The organism is Williamsia sp. DF01-3 (genome assembly GCF_023051145.1).
GTDB lineage: Bacteria > Actinomycetota > Actinomycetes > Mycobacteriales > Mycobacteriaceae > Williamsia.
In genome coordinates, this window is sequence record NZ_JALKFS010000005.1 from 4,587,876 (window position 1) to 4,604,499 (window position 16,624).

Sequence of the window (16,624 nt, forward strand, 5' to 3'; positions counted from 1 at the left end):
CCGACAGGCGCGGCGAGCGATCAGGGTTGGCCCGGTTTGAGCTTGATGAACAGCCCATCGGCTTCGGCGCACAGCACGTCCCCGTTGTGCAGAGTGGCCTTGATGAACACCTTGCGTCCTTCAATCCGGTCTACCCACGACCGGATCGCGAGCTCGGTGTTGAGCGGGGTGATCGCGCGGTAGTTGACAGTCAGATATGCGGTCCTGGTGACACCACCCGAACCGAGTGCACCGGCCATACCCATCAAGTCGTCGAACGCCACCGCCACCTGACCACCGTGGGCAGCGTTGTTGCCGCCGAGATGGTAGCGGCGGAATGTCATACGTGCGCTGACGTTTTCGGCACTCGCCTCGTCCAGTTCATACGGAGGCAGTGTGATGTTGCCTCGCGCCGGCAGATCGATCCGCCCGCCGGACGGTGCACGCCACTCATCAATCGCGACCTCATCGAGCTTCTTGTTCAAAACCTGCAGTGCGTCGATCACCTCGGTAGTGAGTTCTTCGCTGGGGCAGGCCGCCTTCACCCGGTCCATGAAGGTGCGGACCTCTTCGATGAACTCGCCGTACCGCGGACCGCCGCGTGTGAGGTCGATGTCGAATGTCGGCCGGAATCCACCCTCGTGGTGCACTTCATCCGCCTGGGCGCTTTCGAACTTCGCGGCAGATCGTTCGAGCGGGCTGTCCTGAGTCATGGCTTCGACACTATAGCCACGGGTGGAGCAAGTTTTCGTCACCTTACGACGATGACCGGGTCGCTCGGGCGCAACGCTCCACCGCGCATATATTGCCGGCACATGGATCGCGAACGCGGGAATCGAATCGCGCCATCAGAACACGGCCACCCAGGTCACGCACCTCCGAGAACGCTCCCCATGTCCGTTACTAAGGTGATTTAATCAAGATGTAACAAGTTTGAGTGCGCGGAAGATATGGGTAGCAACTGTCAATCAACAAACCGAAACGAAACGAGTCCGAGTGAAAAAGCAAACCAAAGCTGCAGCGGCCGCCGGCGCAGGCGCAATCCTCCTACTTGGCGGTGCGGGCAGTCTGGCCTACTGGAACGACAGTGGCTCAGCCCCCGGCGGAACAATCCGATCGGGCCAGCTTTCACTCAGCGATTGCGCTGGCGGCGGCACCTGGACTGACGAGAACAACAACGAGATCATCAACATCACGAACTTTCGCGTAGTACCGGGCGATTCCGTTTCGTACAACTGCGCCACCAACATCAACGCAACCGGCGACAACCTGACGGCCACCCTCACAGCCAACGTCGGCGAGGTTACGGGCGACACCGCTCTGCGCGATGCGCTGGACCCAGTAGTGACTGCGACGGTGAACGGCGAGGCGCTGCCGTCGGTCGGCGGCGCTGTGCAGATCGCTCCCACCACCACCACCACACAGTCCATCGTTGTCACCGTGACCATGACGTTCGATCCTGCGACCCAGGATCTGATCGCGCAGAATCAGTCAGTCAACCTGGCCGCCACCACTCTCACCCTGGAGCAGAACGACAATCCAGCCGTCACTCCCTGATACGTGAGAAAGCGTTGGTTGTGGGCAGCTGCCGCTGCGGCGATCACCGCGCTGGTGCTGTTGTCGACACAACAAACCAGGGCGTCCTGGCGTGATCAGGCTCAGGGTGGCAATGCAACTCTGACCTCGGGGCAGCTGAGGATTCTGGCGGGTCAGTCAAAGGACTACTCGTGGACGGATTTCGGCGGCATCAACCTCAGCCCGGGTTCGGTGGTGCAGCGTCCACTCACCATCTCAGTCGTCGGCGACACCCGAGTCGCCTACCGGCTGCAGTCGGTGATCACGTCATCCGCGGACGTTCCCCTGACTTTCTCGGCATCGATCGTGAGTTCCGTCAGTGGCTGCCCGACAACCGGCAATCCATCGGGGGTCGTGGCGGGGCCGTGGAACGCTTTCCCCGCCCCGTCCACCGCCCGAACGATCCTGGCCAATTCGTCGGAGGTCTGGTGCCTGCGCGCTACCGTAGGCAATGGTGCACCGCAGAACAAGACCACAACCGTTGCACTCACTTTCCGGGCGGATCAACAACCATGACGGACACACCCTCGACTGACGAGCACACCGGGCCCGTTTGGTTCATACGCACCGCGTTGAGCTGGGCTTTGCTCTTGGCCGTGCTTGCGGTTGGGACGGTGGTGATTCTGGTACCGGCAGTCGCTGGTGCCGAGCGGTTCACCGTCCTGACAGGATCGATGGAACCCACCTACCCGCCGGGCACGCTCATCGTTGTCAAACCCGCAGAGGAAGACCAACTGCGGGTTGGCGACGCAATCACGTACCAGCTGAAAACTGGCGAGACAACGGTGGTGACACACCGAATCGTCGCGGCCTCACAGAACGCGATGGGTGAGCGCAGCTACACCACGCAAGGTGACGCAAACGATGCGCCTGACGCCAAACCTGTTATCGCGGAACAGGTTCGCGGCAAGGTGTGGTATAGCATCCCCTACCTCGGATACGTGAACAATTGGCTTACCGGGCAGCACCGCGCCTGGGTGATCGGCGCCGTGGTCGCCGGACTCTTTTCTTACGCGCTTGTGATGGCTGTCGGTGGATTTCGTGACAGCCGCCGCGCTCGGCGCGAGCAGGAAGAACTCAGAGGGGCCCCGAGCCATGCTTCGCCGTATTGATCGAACGCGGATACAAAAGTCGCTAACAGGGTCGCTGGGTGTGCGAATCCGCGCGATCCTCGCACTCGGAATAGTGCTGGGTTTGGGCACAGTCGGGACAATGGCTCTGTGGAGCGATTCGGCGGTCGCAACATCGGGCGATTTCAAGACCGGTGTTGTGGACCTCCGCGTCAATGGCGTCGAGGACTACACATTCACCGGGACCACCTTTTCGATGGCTGGAATGCGCCCAGGCGAAAGCAGAGCGGCAACACTGCAAGTGCAAAACTCTCTGTCGACGCTGCCTGTCACCTATACCGCAGCTGCCAGCACCGCGACAGGAAGTCCCACACTCGCAAACTATCTCCGGATGACTGTTCACCCCGGCGCCACCCCGACGAACGGCACGTCCAACGGTTTGGCCACCGGCTCTTGCCCAGGGACCCAGCTCGGCAGCGCCGTATTGCGCACCGGCATCTCTGTTCCCATTGTCACGACACCGCAACCTCTGGGGGCGGCAGGTGGTACTCCCGACAAGCCCAGCAGCCAATCGTTGTGCGTCATCGTGGCGCTTGTCTCTGAAGCTCCCCTCAGCGTGCAAAATCAGACCCAACCCGCCATCACCATGACCTTCAGCGCGACGTCGACATGAGCCACGCAAGTGGCGACGTCGCTGCAACACAAACGAAGTCGCACCGTCTGCGCGAGGTCGCGCTGACGGCAGCGGCAATCGCAGGCCTGACGTGCATCTTGATGGCGACTGCAGCAATGTTGTTCGGAATCAAGCCGTTGATCATTCGGTCCGGTTCGATGGAACCTGCCATCCCCACCGGCGCGCTGGCCATAGCGAAACACGTTCCCGCAGGGAACATCAAGGCCGACGACGTCATCAGCGTGATCAACGAGCAAGGCATCCGGGTGACCCACCGGGTGGTCTCTGTGGATTCGACGGCCTCGGACGCCGCGGCGTTGACCCTGAAGGGTGACGCCAACCGCGTGCCAGACAGTCAGCCCTACGTCATCTCGTCCGCTGAGCGAGTCGTGTTCCATGTCGATGGTCTCGGCTACGCAGCCGCCTGGCTGGACACGCCTGCCGCCAAGATCCTGGGCGGGCTGACGGTTGCAGGACTCCTGTGGATCACAGTATTTCCACACGGACGCAAGCGGTCTGGAAGTCAGAGCGAGACCTCTTCTGCCCACAGGGGCAGACACGCCGCCGCACTGGCGCCACCGATTCTTGCTATTGGACTAACAGCAGTACTGTTGGCGTCCTTCGGCAACATCGCGAACACGGCTGCGGCGTACACCGACCCGGCCACAGCGCGGACCGGTTCTTTTGCATCCAGCAGCTCGTTTGTTCCTCGAATCGACAGCCAGGTGACAGTCCTGAGCTACGTCACCTGCTCCACCAGCGGCCCGGGTTCGGCGCGGGTGGTCACCCTCAACTGGAAACACATCGGTCCCCCGTACCAGTACCGCATTCTTCTTCGCGACCTCGAGGGAAACATCTGGCGCACCATCGACGTCAGCCCCACATCCACCACCGCAGCCGGCGCAACAGTGTCGACCACATTCGGGGCGACCGGATTTCCCGTTCGCGCTGTTCCCTGGGAATACAATGCGGAGATCCACACGATGCTCCCCGGAGGCGCGGTCTCGCCGGATTGGCGCGGCCATCGCGTTTATCAAGATTCGACGACGCTGCTGCACAACAACCTCACGTGCAGCGGAATCGGTGAAGTGTCAGGAAACTCCACCGCCTATATCCCCCCGCCCGCCTCAGTCACCTGCGCCACGAATACAACTCAGAAGACAGCGTCCGTCTCGTGGCCCCACCTCTCCGGCTACAACTACCGGTTGATTGTCCGAGACCCGACCACGCGCAACATTGCGTACACAGTTGATGTCGACCCGGCGTTGACTACCCCCGCAGGGCAAGCAATTACGAGTGCAATCTCCTTCTCGAATCTCACACCAGGAATTCTGACCGGCACTGCAGCCAACGTCGAGATTCGAACGAAAACCAGGGAATTCGCGCCCACACAGTCGACGGAGTTCGTCACGCAGCAAATCACTGCGAGTTCCGCGAACGGCGTGGCTTGCGTGGCCCCCGCGCCTGCCGCCCGGCTCAGCGCACCCACATCGACAGCAGTCTCGAGCACCTCGAGCGCCGCAGCCTCCACCACACCAACCAGCACCGCGCCAAGCGCGTCACCCACTCAAGGCATGACCACCGCGCCAGACCAGCCTCCGGCGTCGACGACCACGCAACCGACGAGTGCAGCGGATCAACCGATCTCACCGGCGACAACATCCCCCTCTGGTAACTACTCCGCTACGTTGACACAGACCGCCTCAGGTCCGGTGGTGGTCGTCATCCGCGATGCAGGTGGCACCGAGGCATACCGCACCACCGCGACGGCAAGCGACAGCCTTCAATGGCTGGCCGGTGCGGACGATCTGCGTGTTACCGGACCGACCGGCACTTGGACCATCAGCAGAGAATCCGGCGCCTGGGTCAAGACACCTTATGTAGAGCCGGCTGTACCAGTCGCCACGACGCAGCCGGCATCACCGACGACAACGGAAGCCCCGCGCTGAAAGCGCTGACCGCAAACTGCACGCAATCTGCATTTCGAAATGTGCAGTTCTTATATCCCCCGCGAGCCCTTCGATCGCGTCTAGATAATCGTGAATTAAGGGAAATGCATTCCTAAACAGAAACACTCAGTCTTTTCTGTGACCGTCTACGCTATCGCGATGGGATCTCGGGGAATCTATAAACGCCGACAGCGGATTCAACTAGCCGTCGGCATCATTCTGGTCATACTTATCGCGGCGGTTCTTCTCATAGCGACCATGTATCAGCCTGGGTAGTCGCGCCGAGCGAGTCATGCGGCGGGCACCTCCCCGTCCATCGATCGCGCACATCTCAGGACGTAGGCTCGATCACCATGAGCACACCATCTGATCAGCCTTTCGATCCAACGCAGTGGCGCGTCGTCGACGGTTTCGACGATCTGACCGACATCACCTATCACCGGCATGCCGGTGAAGGCCGGGTCCACGGCATTGTCCGGATCGCGTTTGATCGTCCTGAGGTGCGCAACGCTTTTCGCCCACACACGGTGGACGAGCTCTACCGTGCCCTCGATCACGCCCGGCGCAGCCCAGATGTGGGAGTCATCCTGCTGACGGGCAACGGCCCCAGCGAAAAAGACGGCGGCTGGGCCTTCTGCAGCGGCGGCGATCAGCGAATCCGCGGACGGTCCGGCTACCAGTACGCCGGTGGGGACACCGCTGACACTGTCGATTCCGCCCGGGTCAAGGCTGAGGGCGGTCGCCTGCACATCCTGGAAGTGCAGCGACTGATCCGCACCATGCCCAAGGTGGTGATCGCCGTTGTCAACGGGTGGGCGGCCGGCGGCGGTCACTCGCTGCATGTGGTGTGCGACCTCACCCTGGCGTCGCGCGAACACGCCCGCTTCAAACAGACCGACGCCGACGTGGGTTCGTTTGACGCCGGGTACGGCAGCGCATACCTTGCGAAACAGGTCGGACAGAAAAACGCTCGAGAGATCTTCTTCCTGGGTCGCGCCTACGACGCAGAAGCCATGCAGCGCATGGGGGCGGTCAACGAAGTCGCCGATCACGCTGAGTTGGAAAGCACCGCGATCGAATGGGCCAAGACCATCAACGGGAAATCGCCTACGGCTCAACGGATGCTCAAATTCGCGTTCAATCTGACGGACGATGGTCTGATGGGCCAACAGGTGTTCGCCGGCGAAGCAACCCGATTGGCCTATATGACCGACGAAGCCGTCGAGGGCCGGGATGCGTTCTTGGAGAAACGTTCACCGGAGTGGGAAGAGTTCCCGTTCTACTACTGAAACGGGCGTGGTGATTGTCACCCGCTCTGGGGCGAACCCGAGCGCGGTGACAACCACATACTGGTCTGATGATTCCACCAGCTCTGTTCTACGGCCTGGTGCTGCTGAACCTCCTTTTTGTCACCGGCGCGTGGTGCTCGGCTCGCCCCAGCCGTGCGGCCGCTGTGGTCTTGATCTTCGTCTCGGTCCTGTGGGTGTTGTTCAACGGACCAATTGAAGGTCATGTGTTGCTGTCGTACACATACCAAAACGGGCTGACCGAGTCGGACCTGTTGTCGTTGGCAGGCCTCATCATCGCGCTCCGAGCGCTGTGGATACGTCGGCGTTGGTGACAAATCAGTCCTTTTAATATTCGGCGATTTGTGCCGATCCGGCCCCCAGTTTGGTGACCTCCAAACAGATGACTTTTGTATCGATCCGCCAATTCGACACACAAAGCTGACTCGACAATGCAACTGTTGAAACCAGGTTGACGAGAATAAAGCTTCGAGTAACGAAGTGGCCTCAGGGCATCGGTCAGCTCCGCCGCATCAACGAAAGGGATCTACATGACCTCCACAATGGACATCGACTTCTTGGAAATCATCGCCTTCTTCATCGGCTTGATGGGCTAGACACACCGTCATAAAAAACACGCCCCCAGCAATGCTGGGGGCGTGTTTTTGTGGTTATATAGCCCGCTCAGGCGCCGATCGCGCCGCCGAGCTGCGGCCACGAACGATGCAGCTGGTCCTGCCAGTAACCCCACGAATGGGTGCCCACCGGCGGAACATCAAATGTCGCGGGAATCCGGAGCGTATTGAGGCGGTCGGCTAGCAACGCCGTGCAGATCCCGGTTGCGGCTTCGATTCCGCCACCGATGACCACCTGATCGGCGAGCTTTGTCGGGTCGTTCACATATGCCAGGCTTTCGTACGGTCCCGGAATACCCGTCGCATTCGAGATGTAGAGCGAATGCCCACGCAGACCCTCAGCGTTGAGGATCGGGTCGTTGGCACGCCACCCTGGGCCGTCGTACGGGCCCCACATGTTCACCGGGTCACCGCCGCCGCGGGCCTCCACAGTGATGCGGATGTACAGCTGGCCCAGTCGGCTCGCCGTGGTGGCACAGCCGCTGTAGGAACCGACGGCCTGATAGAGCTCCGGATGTTCGATGGCGAGGTTCAGCACCGAAGTGCCGGACGACGAAATGCCCGCGATCGCGTTACGGCCCGAAGTATTCAGCGCCGTGTCGATGATGGGCGGCAGTTCCTTGCCGAGGAACGTCGACCACTTGTTGCGGCCGAGCTCCGGATCATCTTGCTGCCAGTCGGTGTAGTAGCTGAACGCGCCGGCGTTGGGGATGACCACGTTCGCGTTCTTGTTGGCGAAGAAATCGACGACGTCGGTCCTGGCGAGCCACGTAGCGGCATCCTCGCCGCCACCGGCACCGTTCAGCAGGTACAACGTGGGCCGCGGCGCCGATTGATCCTTGGGCAGAATCACGGACAACGGGATGTCCCGGTTCATGGAGGCGGAGTACACCACCAGATCAAGCCGCTTCGGTCCGACCTTGTTCACCGCTTTGAGGGTCGAGCCGCCCGGGGATGAGATTCCCGGCGTCGGGATCATCTCGGCAGAGGCGGGGGCCGCAGTCAGCATCGATGCGCATGCCGCCGTGACCACGGCTGCAGACAGCAGGCCACGCCAGGATCGGGCAGGAAAGTTCAGTCGTCGCACAGTTCGCGTCACGGGGGAACAATATCCTGGTCAGCACTCGAGTGTGCGCCCAGTAGCCGATTCGATATCCACCTGTCCAAAACACCAGGTCAGGAGCTCGAGCCACAAGCTGCCCTTACGGCCAACCGCCTGCCCGACAGATCGAAATGCCATTCGTGCCCGACCGATTCCGGTCCACGGGAGTTCACCGGAAGTTTCAGGAATGTGCACCCTAGACGCCCATTCAATAACATAATTCGCGAGTTGAAAGACTCAATCCGCGCTGGTCAAACGTACTTTGGCGCCCCACTCCGTCTTCATTTCCCATTCTTTTTCTGCGAATGGGGTGACAAAGAGAATCGAAGATGCCATGGTGGATATCGGCTCGGTTAGTCGGGGGATTCAAAACACGAGCATGCGCCTCGGCAAACTCCGGCCTGTTCATGTATTCAACACAAAGGAGATTACAATGGGTTCGCTGGAAGAAATTGATTTCGTTGGTGTGCTGGAACTGCTGCTCGGCCTCCTGGCCGGTGGCGGCGATGGTGGCACCACCACCACCTAGAGCATCGTTCGTCCCCGGGATGACCTGTCATCCCGGGGACGTTTTTTCATCTGCTCGACAAAAAGACAAGTCGTCACTTGAACAGGTCAGGCGACCCGTTGTGTCGCAGTACTTTTGACCTGACCTGCACGATCGCTTCCTTGGCGAACTATTCACGTCGAAGATGCTGACAAGTCGCCGTGAAGATGACATTGTGAGACCGGTTCGCCGCGCACACCGGCGGACAGCTCAGCGTCGACGACCTGGGCCGCACTTGAGAAGTACGTCGAAAGGGATTGAAAATGACTTCATCAGAAACAGGCTTGCTCGCCTTCCTCCAGCTGCTCGGCGGACTCCTCGCCGGCCTCGCCTCGGGAAGCGCGAACTAGTAGCCCTGAGTCCTAGTTCTCTATTGATTACACGTCCCCGACGCGCGCTTCTGCGCCTCGGGGACGTGTGATGCATATGGCCACCAATATCAAGCGACCACTCCGAGCTGTACTGCTGCCGCACCTACGGCCATTCCGCTGGACCCTGCTCCTGCTCTTTCTTCTCCAACTCACGGCGGCTGCCACCACCCTGTTGCTGCCGAACCTGAACGGCCGCCTCGTCGACGACGGAATTGCCCGCGCCGACATGGACGCGATCGTCACCATCGGCGCGATCATGCTCGCGCTCGCCCTCACCAACCTGTGCGCCTCTGTGTTGGCCACCGTGATCGGTTCTCATATCTCGACCAGCGCCGGCCGGTCCATCCGTAACGCCACATACTCCCGAGTGCAGTCGTTCTCCGACACCGACCTGCAGAGGTTCGGCATCCCCACTCTGATCACACGCAGCGCCAGCGACATCAACCAGCTTCAGCTGGCTGTGTTCGTCGTGATGACCGTGCTCGCGTCCGCCCCGGTCCTTGTCATCGGCGGAGCGGTGATGGCCTTGAGCGAGAACTACAAATTGGCGCCTCTGGTGGTTCTGGTCGCCGCCGCACTCACCGCCGTCGTCATTGTCATCGTCCGCAAACTCATTCCCTCGTACGAAAAGCTTCAGACGCGCATCGATCGCGTCGGACGAGTTCTCCGAGAACAACTCACCGGCATTCGTGTCATCCGGTCGTTCGGCCGCGAGGAACTCGAGATGTCGCGCTTCGACGCGGCGAATACAGACCTCACCGCAACGGCGCGGCGTATCGGAGCCCTGCAGGCTGTGCTGCTGCCGAGCATCATCTTCATCGCGAATCTCGGGGCCGCCGCGGTGATCGGCGTCGGGGCCGTTCTCGTCGACAATCAGACGATGGAGGTCGGCGACATCATCGCGTTTGTCGGATACCTGACCCAGATCCTGATCGGACTGTCCATCGGCGCCGCGATGATCGCACTCATCCCACGCGCACAGGTGAGCGCCCGTCGCATCAAGGAAGTGCTCGACACGGAACCGTCGGTGCAGGATCCCCCGAACGACCGGACACCGTCGTCGCGGACGGGTTCGCTGCAGCTCGACGGCGTCGGCTTCCGCTATCCCGGCGCGCAGCACGCGGTACTCATCGACATCGACCTGGTGTGCCGCCCTGGAACAGTCACCGCCGTGCTGGGCGGAACCGGCGACGGCAAGAGCACACTGCTCAAACTGATACCCCGATTCAGTGACGTCACATCGGGGCGGGTGCTGATCGACGGAGTGGACGTGCGGGAGCGGCGACGAGATGTGTTGCACGAGGACATCTCATACGTCTCGCAGGCACCGTCGTTGATGTCGGGGACGCTCGAATCCAATCTGCGGCTCGGATGCCCCGAAGCCACCGACGAAGACCTCCGCGCCGCCCTCACCACGGCGTGCGCAGCCGACTTCGTCTTCTCCCACGAGATGGGACTTGCACAGCCGGTGCGACACGGCGGCAGAAACTTCTCCGGCGGCCAGCGCCAGCGCCTTGCACTGGCACAGGCCATCGCCGCCAAACCACGCCTGCTGCTGCTCGACGACCCGTTCTCGGCGCTCGATGCCGAGATCGAGAGTGTCATCAAACACCGACTACGGCAGTCTCTTCCGGAGGCCGTCATCCTTCTGACTGCCCAGCGGGTGTCGTCGGCTCGCGGAGCAGACAGCATAGTGATCCTGACCGACGGCCGCATCAATGCCCGAGGCTCGCACGACCAACTGTTGGACTCCAGTGCCACATACCGCGAGATCCTCGATTCCCAGGCTGCCCTCGCATGAATCTGAAGTGGCTGCTGGCCAGGCTGACTCATGAACGCCGCAAACTCTTCACCGTCGGGGTTCTGGCATCGATCAACGTCGCGGCACTGATCGCCGGACCGCTGATCTTGGCCGAAATCATCAACGCTCTCTTCACCGGTGCCATCGGAATGACACTCCCCCAGGGGTTGTCCGCCGCCGAGGCGGAGGCCCAGCTGCGCGCCGAGGGCCGCGGCAGTTACGCAGATGTGGTTGCCGGCGCCGATGCGGTGCCCGGAGTCGGCATCGACTTCAGCACGGTAGGCACGCTCCTCGCCGTGCTGGTCGTCGTGTATGCCATTGGAGCGCTGGGTACGTGGACGCAAGCCGCGGCGGTCAACAACCTCACCCAACGTGCGATGAACCGTTTGCGGGCCGATATCGAGTCGCACATTCACCGTCTTCCTGTTGCCTACTTCGACACCGCGGCGCGGGGCCAGATGCTCACCAAGGTGACCGCCGACATCGACAACGTGTCATCGGTGTTCTCACCACTATTCGTGAAACTTCCCGGTGCCGTGCTGACCGTTGTCGCGCTACTTGTCGTGATGCCGATCATCTCCTGGAAGCTGACTCTTGTTGTGCTCGCTTCCATTCCGCTGATCATTGTCGCGGGAGTGTTGATCGCCAAACGATCACGACCCCATTTCCAAGATCAGATGGCGGCAACCGCGAAACTCACCTCCCAGATCGACGAGAGCTACGCCCAACTCCACACCCTGCGGGTGTACGGGGCGCAGAACCGGGCCCGTGACGAGTTCGAGGCCACCACCGAACGGCTCGCGCGGTCATCACGCACCGCGCAGTCGTACGCGGGCTCGGTTTCGCCCGTCCTGCAGGCGATCACCGCATTCGGATATCTGACAGTCGCTATCGTCGGCGCAATCCAGGTGGTCGGCGGATCGCTGACCGTCGGCCAGGTCCAGGCCTTCGTGTCGTTCTCCAGGATGTTCAGTCAGCCCGTCAACGAACTCACCTCCATGATGGCCCAGCTCCAGGCCGGGCTCGTATCACTCGGCCGCATCAAGTCTTTGCTGACCGAGCCCATCGAAGACGCACCGGCGATCGAGGACTCGGCAAAGCAGGCCATCGGACGTCACAGTGCACCACCGGCCATCGCATTCGACAAGGTGCGATTTGGATATCGCCGGTCCACCGAGGACGACACCAAGACCATCGACGTCATCAAGGACCTCTCGTTGGAGGTCGAGGCGGGATCAACGGTAGCGGTGGTCGGGCCCACGGGCGCCGGTAAGACCACACTCACCAATCTGCTTCTGCGGCTCTACGATCCGTCGTCGGGGTCGATCCTCGTGGACGGCGAGCCGATCAACACCGCACCCCGGTCGTACGTACGTGGCCAGGCGGCGATGGTCACCCAGGATCGCTGGCTGTTCACCGGCACCATCGCGGAGAACATCGCGTTCGGCAACCCCTCTGCCACCCGCGCCGACATCGAAAAAGCAGCTCGCGAGAGTCATGCGCTGCAGATTGTCGAGGCCCTGCCCGAGGGTTTCGACACCATCATCGGCGACGGCGGGACCACACTGAGCGAGGGGCAGATGCAGCTCCTCACCATCGCCCGGGCCATGATCGCCCGGCCCCGCATACTCGTGCTCGACGAGGCGACCAGTGCCGTTGACTCACGCACCGAACTGCTCATCGCCCGAGCGCTCGAGGCACTCACCACTCGCACAACCACCATCGTTGTGGCACATCGACTTTCTACCATCCGCGAGGCCGACAGCATCGCGGTCATCGAAGACGGCGTGGTGGCCGAGCAAGGAACCCACGACGAGCTCTTGGCCCGGCAGGGACGTTACTCGGTGATGTACAAGTCCCAGTTCGAGTGATCGGATCAGACCAGCGGTCGGCCCAGTCGGCTGCGCATCCGCGCATCCCAGAGCAGTAGACGAAAACCCAACTGCGAGAGCCACAGCGGGGTCCGACGCTCCTTCTCGGCCAGCTTCTCAACGTAGTCGTCGAACCATTCCTGGTCGGCCTGGGTCCACGGGACACGCAAAGCCTCCCGAAAGGGTTGCGGCAGATACCCGATGGTGCGGCGATATTTCACCGGACCGTACCGCTTCTTGATGGCGGGGTGCGCGTAGTCGAAGTTCGCGATCCCGAGGAGAAACTCGCGGACCTCGTCGCTGATCGAGATCGTCGCGGTCTGCTCATCCCAATACTCGCTGAACGCGTCCCGGTTGGCGGGCCAGGCCTCGGCCGGCATCTGCAAGGTGGTTCCGCACACTTTGCCCTGCTGATAGAACTGCTCGCGTAGTTCACCGGTCAGTGGACCGTGCACCCGCTCATAGATGTCTTCCCAGCCGAAGTACAGACAAGCGGCGACCCACAACTGCAGGTCGATGTTCATGGCGTTGTACGGCACCGGACTGTCGTCGTCTGACCTGACCTGTACATGCTGCCGATTGACGGCCTGTCGAAACCGGCTGCGGTCCTCGGCGTTGCCGAACACCGCCACCGCCAAATATGCCCCCGTGGTGCGCGCCCGCTTGATCGGATGCCGATCGAGACGCCCGTTCTCCACCTTGCTCCTGGCCACGCCATAACCCACCGCCGGATTGGCGAGCTGCATGATGACGTTCGACGTACTCATCGTGCGGCCCATCGACAACAACGACCTGGCGAACACACTGCTGTCGAGGCTGTCCATCTCCTCCCGGGACATCCTCTGACCGTTCTGGCTCATCCATCCACCCTTCTATCTGATAACAGGTGTTTCCAGATTAGCGGGTGGTGTGGGGCAATGGCGGTGGGTGGTGTTGGTCTTTGGTCGTTCGTGGGGACCGGGCGGGGCTTGGCTCACCCAACCCGCGAACGCGCGGTCTGCAGACCGAGCGAATCCTGGCAGCGCGAGCGCACCAGAACCCCCGCGCACCAAACTCGCAAATGCTCGCCCTACAGACCGAGCAAACCCCAGAACCCCGAGCGCACCAGAACCCCAGCCCACCAAACCCGCAAACGCGCGCCCCGCAGACTGCGCAGATCCTGGCACCCCGAGCGCACCGGCGTCGCCAACCCACCAGCAGCTCATCGATTCACTACGCCTATCCACAGTTCCGTGGTTGTCCCCATCAGCACCGCCTGACGGGGGTGGCGGGTCCATCAGGTCACTGACAATCGCTTCATGGGGGAATTCATGGAAGACGGCGACGGTTTGATCTGGCGCCGCGACGTCATCGCATTGGGGTATTCCGACGACGACATCAAGCGCGCCATTCGCGGCGGGATGCTCAGTCGAATCTGGCACGGGGCGTACGTGAGGACATCACGCGATTTGTCGGACGACGCGCTGGCCCGGCTCCGTGTGATCGCGGCCGCGCGAAGTTGCAACCACCCGCTGGTGGTCAGTCACACATCCGCAGCTTTGTTGCATGAGCTCCCGCTCCTCAAGCCCTCCCACGCACGGGTGCATCTGCTGAACGGGCGCATCGGCGGCGGACGCATCGAGACCCGGCGGCACTTGCACGCCGGAAAGGCTGCTCCGGGTGAGGTCATCGAGGTCGATGGGATTGCGTTGACCAGCCTCGAGCGCACGGCGGTCGACACCGCACTCGCAGGGTCATTCGATCAGGCGCTGGTGACTTTCGACAGCGCGCTGAGAGCGGGCGCCGACCGAGACGTGATGTCTGCGATGGTCGAATCCTGCGGGCCCAAGCGCGGCGTCGGACCAGTTCGCACAGCGTTGGCGGCCGCCGACCAATTGGCTGAGACCGTCGGAGAGTCATGGAGTCGGGCGCAGATGCTGGCCAGCCGCGACATCCCGCGTCCGCGGCTCCAGCGCGAATTCTACACTCCGACAGGGGTTTCGTGGCCCGAGTGGATTTCGAGTGGGATGGTCGCCTGGTCGGCGAGTTCGACGGTTTGGTGAAATACGGGCAGGGCCTGATGGCGCCAGGGCAGACGCCGAACGACGTTGTGGTTGCCGAGAAGATCCGCGAGGACCGGCTCAGACAACTCGGCCTCGAAGTCGTCCGGTGGACGTGGGCCGACCTCGAAGCCGGCCGTCTACCGGAGATCCTCCGCCAGGCCATGGTTCGCGCCGGACTTCGCTGATGGCGCCGAAGGGACTGGATTCCGAGCAAAGGCGAGAACCGCGAGCACACCAGAGGCCTCGCACACCAAACCCGAGCAAGCGCGCGCGGCAGACCGAGCGAACACAAGACTCCCGAGCAGCTCAGCCAGCCAGCTCGCCAAACTCGCGAACGCTCGCCCCCTAGACCGAGCAAACACAAGAACCGCGAGCAGCTCAGCGAGCCCGCGCACCAAACCCGCGTTTGCTCGCTTGGCAGACCGAGCAAACGCGAGAACCCCGAGCGCACCGGCCGGCCTCGCTCAGCAAACGCGAGAAACGCTAACGCACCGGCGGACTCGCTCAGCAAACCCGAGGTAGCTCGCCCCGCAGACCGAGCAACGACGAGAACCCCGAGCGGGCCAGCCGAGCAGCTCAACAAACCCGCACAAGCTCGACCCACAGACCGAGCAAGCGCGTAAACCGTCAGATCAACTGACGAACTCTTTCAGCAAACGAATTTGCTCGACCTGATCGGCATGGCCGGGTGTGGCGGGGGCGACGAGGAGCGTGGTGATCCCGGCGCTTTCGAAGGCGGCGAGGCGTTCTTTGACGAAGCTCGCCGGGCCGATGAGGGACATGCCGGAGGCGAGGTCGTCGGGGACGGCTGCCGCGGCTTGCTGCTTCTTGCCGTCGAGGTAGAGGTCCTGGATCTCCTTGGCGGCGTCGGCGTATCCGTAGCGGACGGCGAGGTCGTTGTAGAAGTTCTTGCCACGGGCGCCCATGCCGCCGATGTACAGCGCGGCGTGGTGCTTGACCAAGGCGAGAGCGTTCTGGCGCTGCTCTTCGTCGTCGGTGATCAGCGCCGTGGTGTTCACCGAGATGCCCAGCTTGCCGAGTTCGGGCGCGCGCTTGGCGTTGCCCTTGTCCAGGGCGTCGCCGAACGCCACCGACAGGTGCTCGGGATGGAAGAGAATCGGCTGCCACTCCTCGAAGAGTTCGGCCGCCAGCTCCACGTTCTTGGGGCCGATGGCTGCCAGCAACATCGGGATTCGCTCGCGCACAGGGTGGTTGATGATCTTGAGCGGCTTGCCGAGGCCGGTGCCGCCGTCTTCCTTGGTGAACGGCAATTTGTAGTATTTTCCGTTGTACTCGGTGCGCTCGCGCCGCCACACCATTCGGCAGATCTCTGCGTTCTCGCGGGCGCGGCCAACCGGGGCGTCGTACTTGACGCCGTGGAAGCCCTCGATGACCTGCGGACCGGACGCGCCGATGCCGAGCACGAAGCGTCCACCGGAGATGTAATCGAGCCCGGCCGCGGTCATCGCCAAGTTGGTGGGAGTACGTGAATACATCGGCAGGATGCCGGTCGCGAGTTCCATCGTCGAAGTCCGCGCGGCGATGTATCCGAGCTGGCTGACAGCGTCGAAACTGTAGGCTTCGGGCACCGTGATCCGGTCGAGGCCGACCTTCTCGAAATCGATCAGGTTATCGATGGTCTCGGCAAAATCTCCCGAGTAGTTGATGGCCATGCCGATCTTCATGTGTCCTCCCACGGACCGCGACGTTGCGAGACATTTCC

16 protein-coding genes are annotated in these 16,624 nt (G+C 62.1%); 12 read left to right on the plus strand and 4 right to left on the minus strand.

Annotated elements, in window-relative coordinates; translation table 11 throughout:
- Positions 1-20 precede the first annotated feature (20 nt).
- Complete coding sequence (locus MVA47_RS23540; RefSeq protein WP_116917867.1) at positions 21-692, minus strand: PaaI family thioesterase; 672 nt, start codon at positions 690-692, stop codon at positions 21-23.
- A gap of 220 nt (positions 693-912) precedes the next feature.
- Between MVA47_RS23540 and MVA47_RS23545 the strand changes: the two genes are divergently transcribed.
- The 7 genes from MVA47_RS23545 to MVA47_RS23575 all read left to right on the plus strand — a co-directional run bounded on the left by MVA47_RS23545 (position 913) and on the right by MVA47_RS23575 (position 6,867).
- Positions 913-1,536 carry an alternate-type signal peptide domain-containing protein gene (locus tag MVA47_RS23545; protein ID WP_247210088.1) on the plus strand — a complete coding sequence of 208 codons (624 nt, stop codon included), beginning with the start codon at positions 913-915 and terminating at the stop codon, positions 1,534-1,536.
- A gap of 3 nt (positions 1,537-1,539) precedes the next feature.
- The gene (locus tag MVA47_RS23550; protein ID WP_247210089.1) at positions 1,540-2,070 is read left to right on the plus strand and encodes a hypothetical protein; all 531 of its coding nucleotides are present in this window, start codon (positions 1,540-1,542) and stop codon (positions 2,068-2,070) included.
- On the plus strand, positions 2,067-2,666 hold the full coding sequence (locus MVA47_RS23555) for a signal peptidase I (RefSeq protein ID WP_247210090.1): 600 nt from the start codon (positions 2,067-2,069) through the stop codon (positions 2,664-2,666). The genes MVA47_RS23550 and MVA47_RS23555 overlap by 4 nt, the downstream gene beginning before the upstream one ends.
- A 40-nt stretch (positions 2,667-2,706) precedes the next feature.
- Positions 2,707-3,297 (plus strand): SipW-dependent-type signal peptide-containing protein, encoded by a 591-nt coding sequence (locus MVA47_RS23560; RefSeq protein ID WP_374474298.1) that lies wholly within the window; start codon positions 2,707-2,709, stop codon positions 3,295-3,297.
- On the plus strand, positions 3,294-5,246 hold the full coding sequence (locus MVA47_RS23565) for a hypothetical protein (protein ID WP_247210092.1): 1,953 nt from the start codon (positions 3,294-3,296) through the stop codon (positions 5,244-5,246). Before MVA47_RS23560 ends, MVA47_RS23565 begins: the two co-directional genes overlap by 4 nt.
- Positions 5,247-5,599: 353 nt before the next feature.
- The gene (locus MVA47_RS23570) at positions 5,600-6,535 is read left to right on the plus strand and encodes a 1,4-dihydroxy-2-naphthoyl-CoA synthase (protein ID WP_247210093.1); all 936 of its coding nucleotides are present in this window, start codon (positions 5,600-5,602) and stop codon (positions 6,533-6,535) included.
- Positions 6,536-6,603: 68 nt separating this feature from the next.
- On the plus strand, positions 6,604-6,867 hold the full coding sequence (locus tag MVA47_RS23575) for a hypothetical protein (RefSeq protein ID WP_247210094.1): 264 nt from the start codon (positions 6,604-6,606) through the stop codon (positions 6,865-6,867).
- A 349-nt stretch (positions 6,868-7,216) separates the two neighbouring features.
- Here the strand turns inward: MVA47_RS23575 and MVA47_RS23580 are convergent, their stop codons facing one another.
- Entirely contained in the window at positions 7,217-8,176 is a 960-nt protein-coding gene (locus tag MVA47_RS23580) for an alpha/beta hydrolase family protein (RefSeq protein ID WP_247211043.1), read from the minus strand.
- Between the two features lie 403 nt (positions 8,177-8,579).
- Here MVA47_RS23580 and MVA47_RS23585 point away from each other — a divergent pair, with 403 nt between their 5' ends.
- The 3 genes from MVA47_RS23585 (at position 8,580) to MVA47_RS23595 (ending at position 12,859) form a co-directional block, all read left to right on the plus strand.
- Positions 8,580-8,798 carry a hypothetical protein gene (locus MVA47_RS23585; RefSeq protein WP_247210095.1) on the plus strand — a complete coding sequence of 73 codons (219 nt, stop codon included), beginning with the start codon at positions 8,580-8,582 and terminating at the stop codon, positions 8,796-8,798.
- A gap of 444 nt (positions 8,799-9,242) precedes the next feature.
- On the plus strand, positions 9,243-10,988 hold the full coding sequence (locus MVA47_RS23590; protein ID WP_247210096.1) for an ABC transporter ATP-binding protein: 1,746 nt from the start codon (positions 9,243-9,245) through the stop codon (positions 10,986-10,988).
- Positions 10,985-12,859, plus strand: coding sequence for an ABC transporter ATP-binding protein (locus MVA47_RS23595; protein ID WP_247210097.1), 1,875 nt, complete (start codon positions 10,985-10,987; stop codon positions 12,857-12,859). The genes MVA47_RS23590 and MVA47_RS23595 overlap by 4 nt, the downstream gene beginning before the upstream one ends.
- Before the next feature lie 5 nt (positions 12,860-12,864).
- Here the strand turns inward: MVA47_RS23595 and MVA47_RS23600 are convergent, their stop codons facing one another.
- On the minus strand, positions 12,865-13,719 hold the full coding sequence (locus tag MVA47_RS23600) for an oxygenase MpaB family protein (RefSeq protein WP_247210098.1): 855 nt from the start codon (positions 13,717-13,719) through the stop codon (positions 12,865-12,867).
- Between the two features lie 438 nt (positions 13,720-14,157).
- On the opposite strand from MVA47_RS23600, the gene MVA47_RS23605 reads away from it, so the two are divergent.
- Together MVA47_RS23605 and MVA47_RS23610 are read left to right on the plus strand one after the other, a co-directional pair.
- Positions 14,158-14,901 (plus strand): type IV toxin-antitoxin system AbiEi family antitoxin domain-containing protein, encoded by a 744-nt coding sequence (locus MVA47_RS23605; protein ID WP_247210099.1) that lies wholly within the window; start codon positions 14,158-14,160, stop codon positions 14,899-14,901.
- A complete protein-coding gene (locus tag MVA47_RS23610) occupies positions 14,850-15,086 on the plus strand; it encodes a hypothetical protein (protein ID WP_247210100.1) in 237 nt (78 codons plus the stop codon). The genes MVA47_RS23605 and MVA47_RS23610 overlap by 52 nt, the downstream gene beginning before the upstream one ends.
- 447 nt (positions 15,087-15,533) lie before the next feature.
- On the opposite strand, the gene MVA47_RS23615 is transcribed toward MVA47_RS23610, so the two are convergent.
- Positions 15,534-16,586, minus strand: a complete 1,053-nt coding sequence (locus tag MVA47_RS23615; RefSeq protein WP_247210101.1) for an LLM class F420-dependent oxidoreductase — start codon at positions 16,584-16,586, stop codon at positions 15,534-15,536.
- Positions 16,587-16,624: the final 38 nt, after the last annotated feature.

What these genes read in the sequence shown, in the direction of transcription:
- MVA47_RS23540 (WP_116917867.1), bottom strand. Translation starts at nt 692, where the DNA reads ATGACTCAGGACAGCCCGCTCGAACGATCTGCCGCGAAGTTCGAAAGC.
- MVA47_RS23555 (WP_247210090.1), top strand. Translation starts at nt 2,067, where the DNA reads ATGACGGACACACCCTCGACTGACGAGCACACCGGGCCCGTTTGGTTC.
- MVA47_RS23565 (WP_247210092.1), top strand. Translation starts at nt 3,294, where the DNA reads ATGAGCCACGCAAGTGGCGACGTCGCTGCAACACAAACGAAGTCGCAC.
- MVA47_RS23570 (WP_247210093.1), top strand. Translation starts at nt 5,600, where the DNA reads ATGAGCACACCATCTGATCAGCCTTTCGATCCAACGCAGTGGCGCGTC.
- MVA47_RS23575 (WP_247210094.1), top strand. Translation starts at nt 6,604, where the DNA reads ATGATTCCACCAGCTCTGTTCTACGGCCTGGTGCTGCTGAACCTCCTT.
- MVA47_RS23580 (WP_247211043.1), bottom strand. Translation starts at nt 8,176, where the DNA reads ATGCTGACTGCGGCCCCCGCCTCTGCCGAGATGATCCCGACGCCGGGA.
- MVA47_RS23590 (WP_247210096.1), top strand. Translation starts at nt 9,243, where the DNA reads ATGGCCACCAATATCAAGCGACCACTCCGAGCTGTACTGCTGCCGCAC.
- MVA47_RS23595 (WP_247210097.1), top strand. Translation starts at nt 10,985, where the DNA reads ATGAATCTGAAGTGGCTGCTGGCCAGGCTGACTCATGAACGCCGCAAA.
- MVA47_RS23600 (WP_247210098.1), bottom strand. Translation starts at nt 13,719, where the DNA reads ATGAGCCAGAACGGTCAGAGGATGTCCCGGGAGGAGATGGACAGCCTC.
- MVA47_RS23605 (WP_247210099.1), top strand. Translation starts at nt 14,158, where the DNA reads ATGGGGGAATTCATGGAAGACGGCGACGGTTTGATCTGGCGCCGCGAC.
- MVA47_RS23615 (WP_247210101.1), bottom strand. Translation starts at nt 16,586, where the DNA reads ATGAAGATCGGCATGGCCATCAACTACTCGGGAGATTTTGCCGAGACC.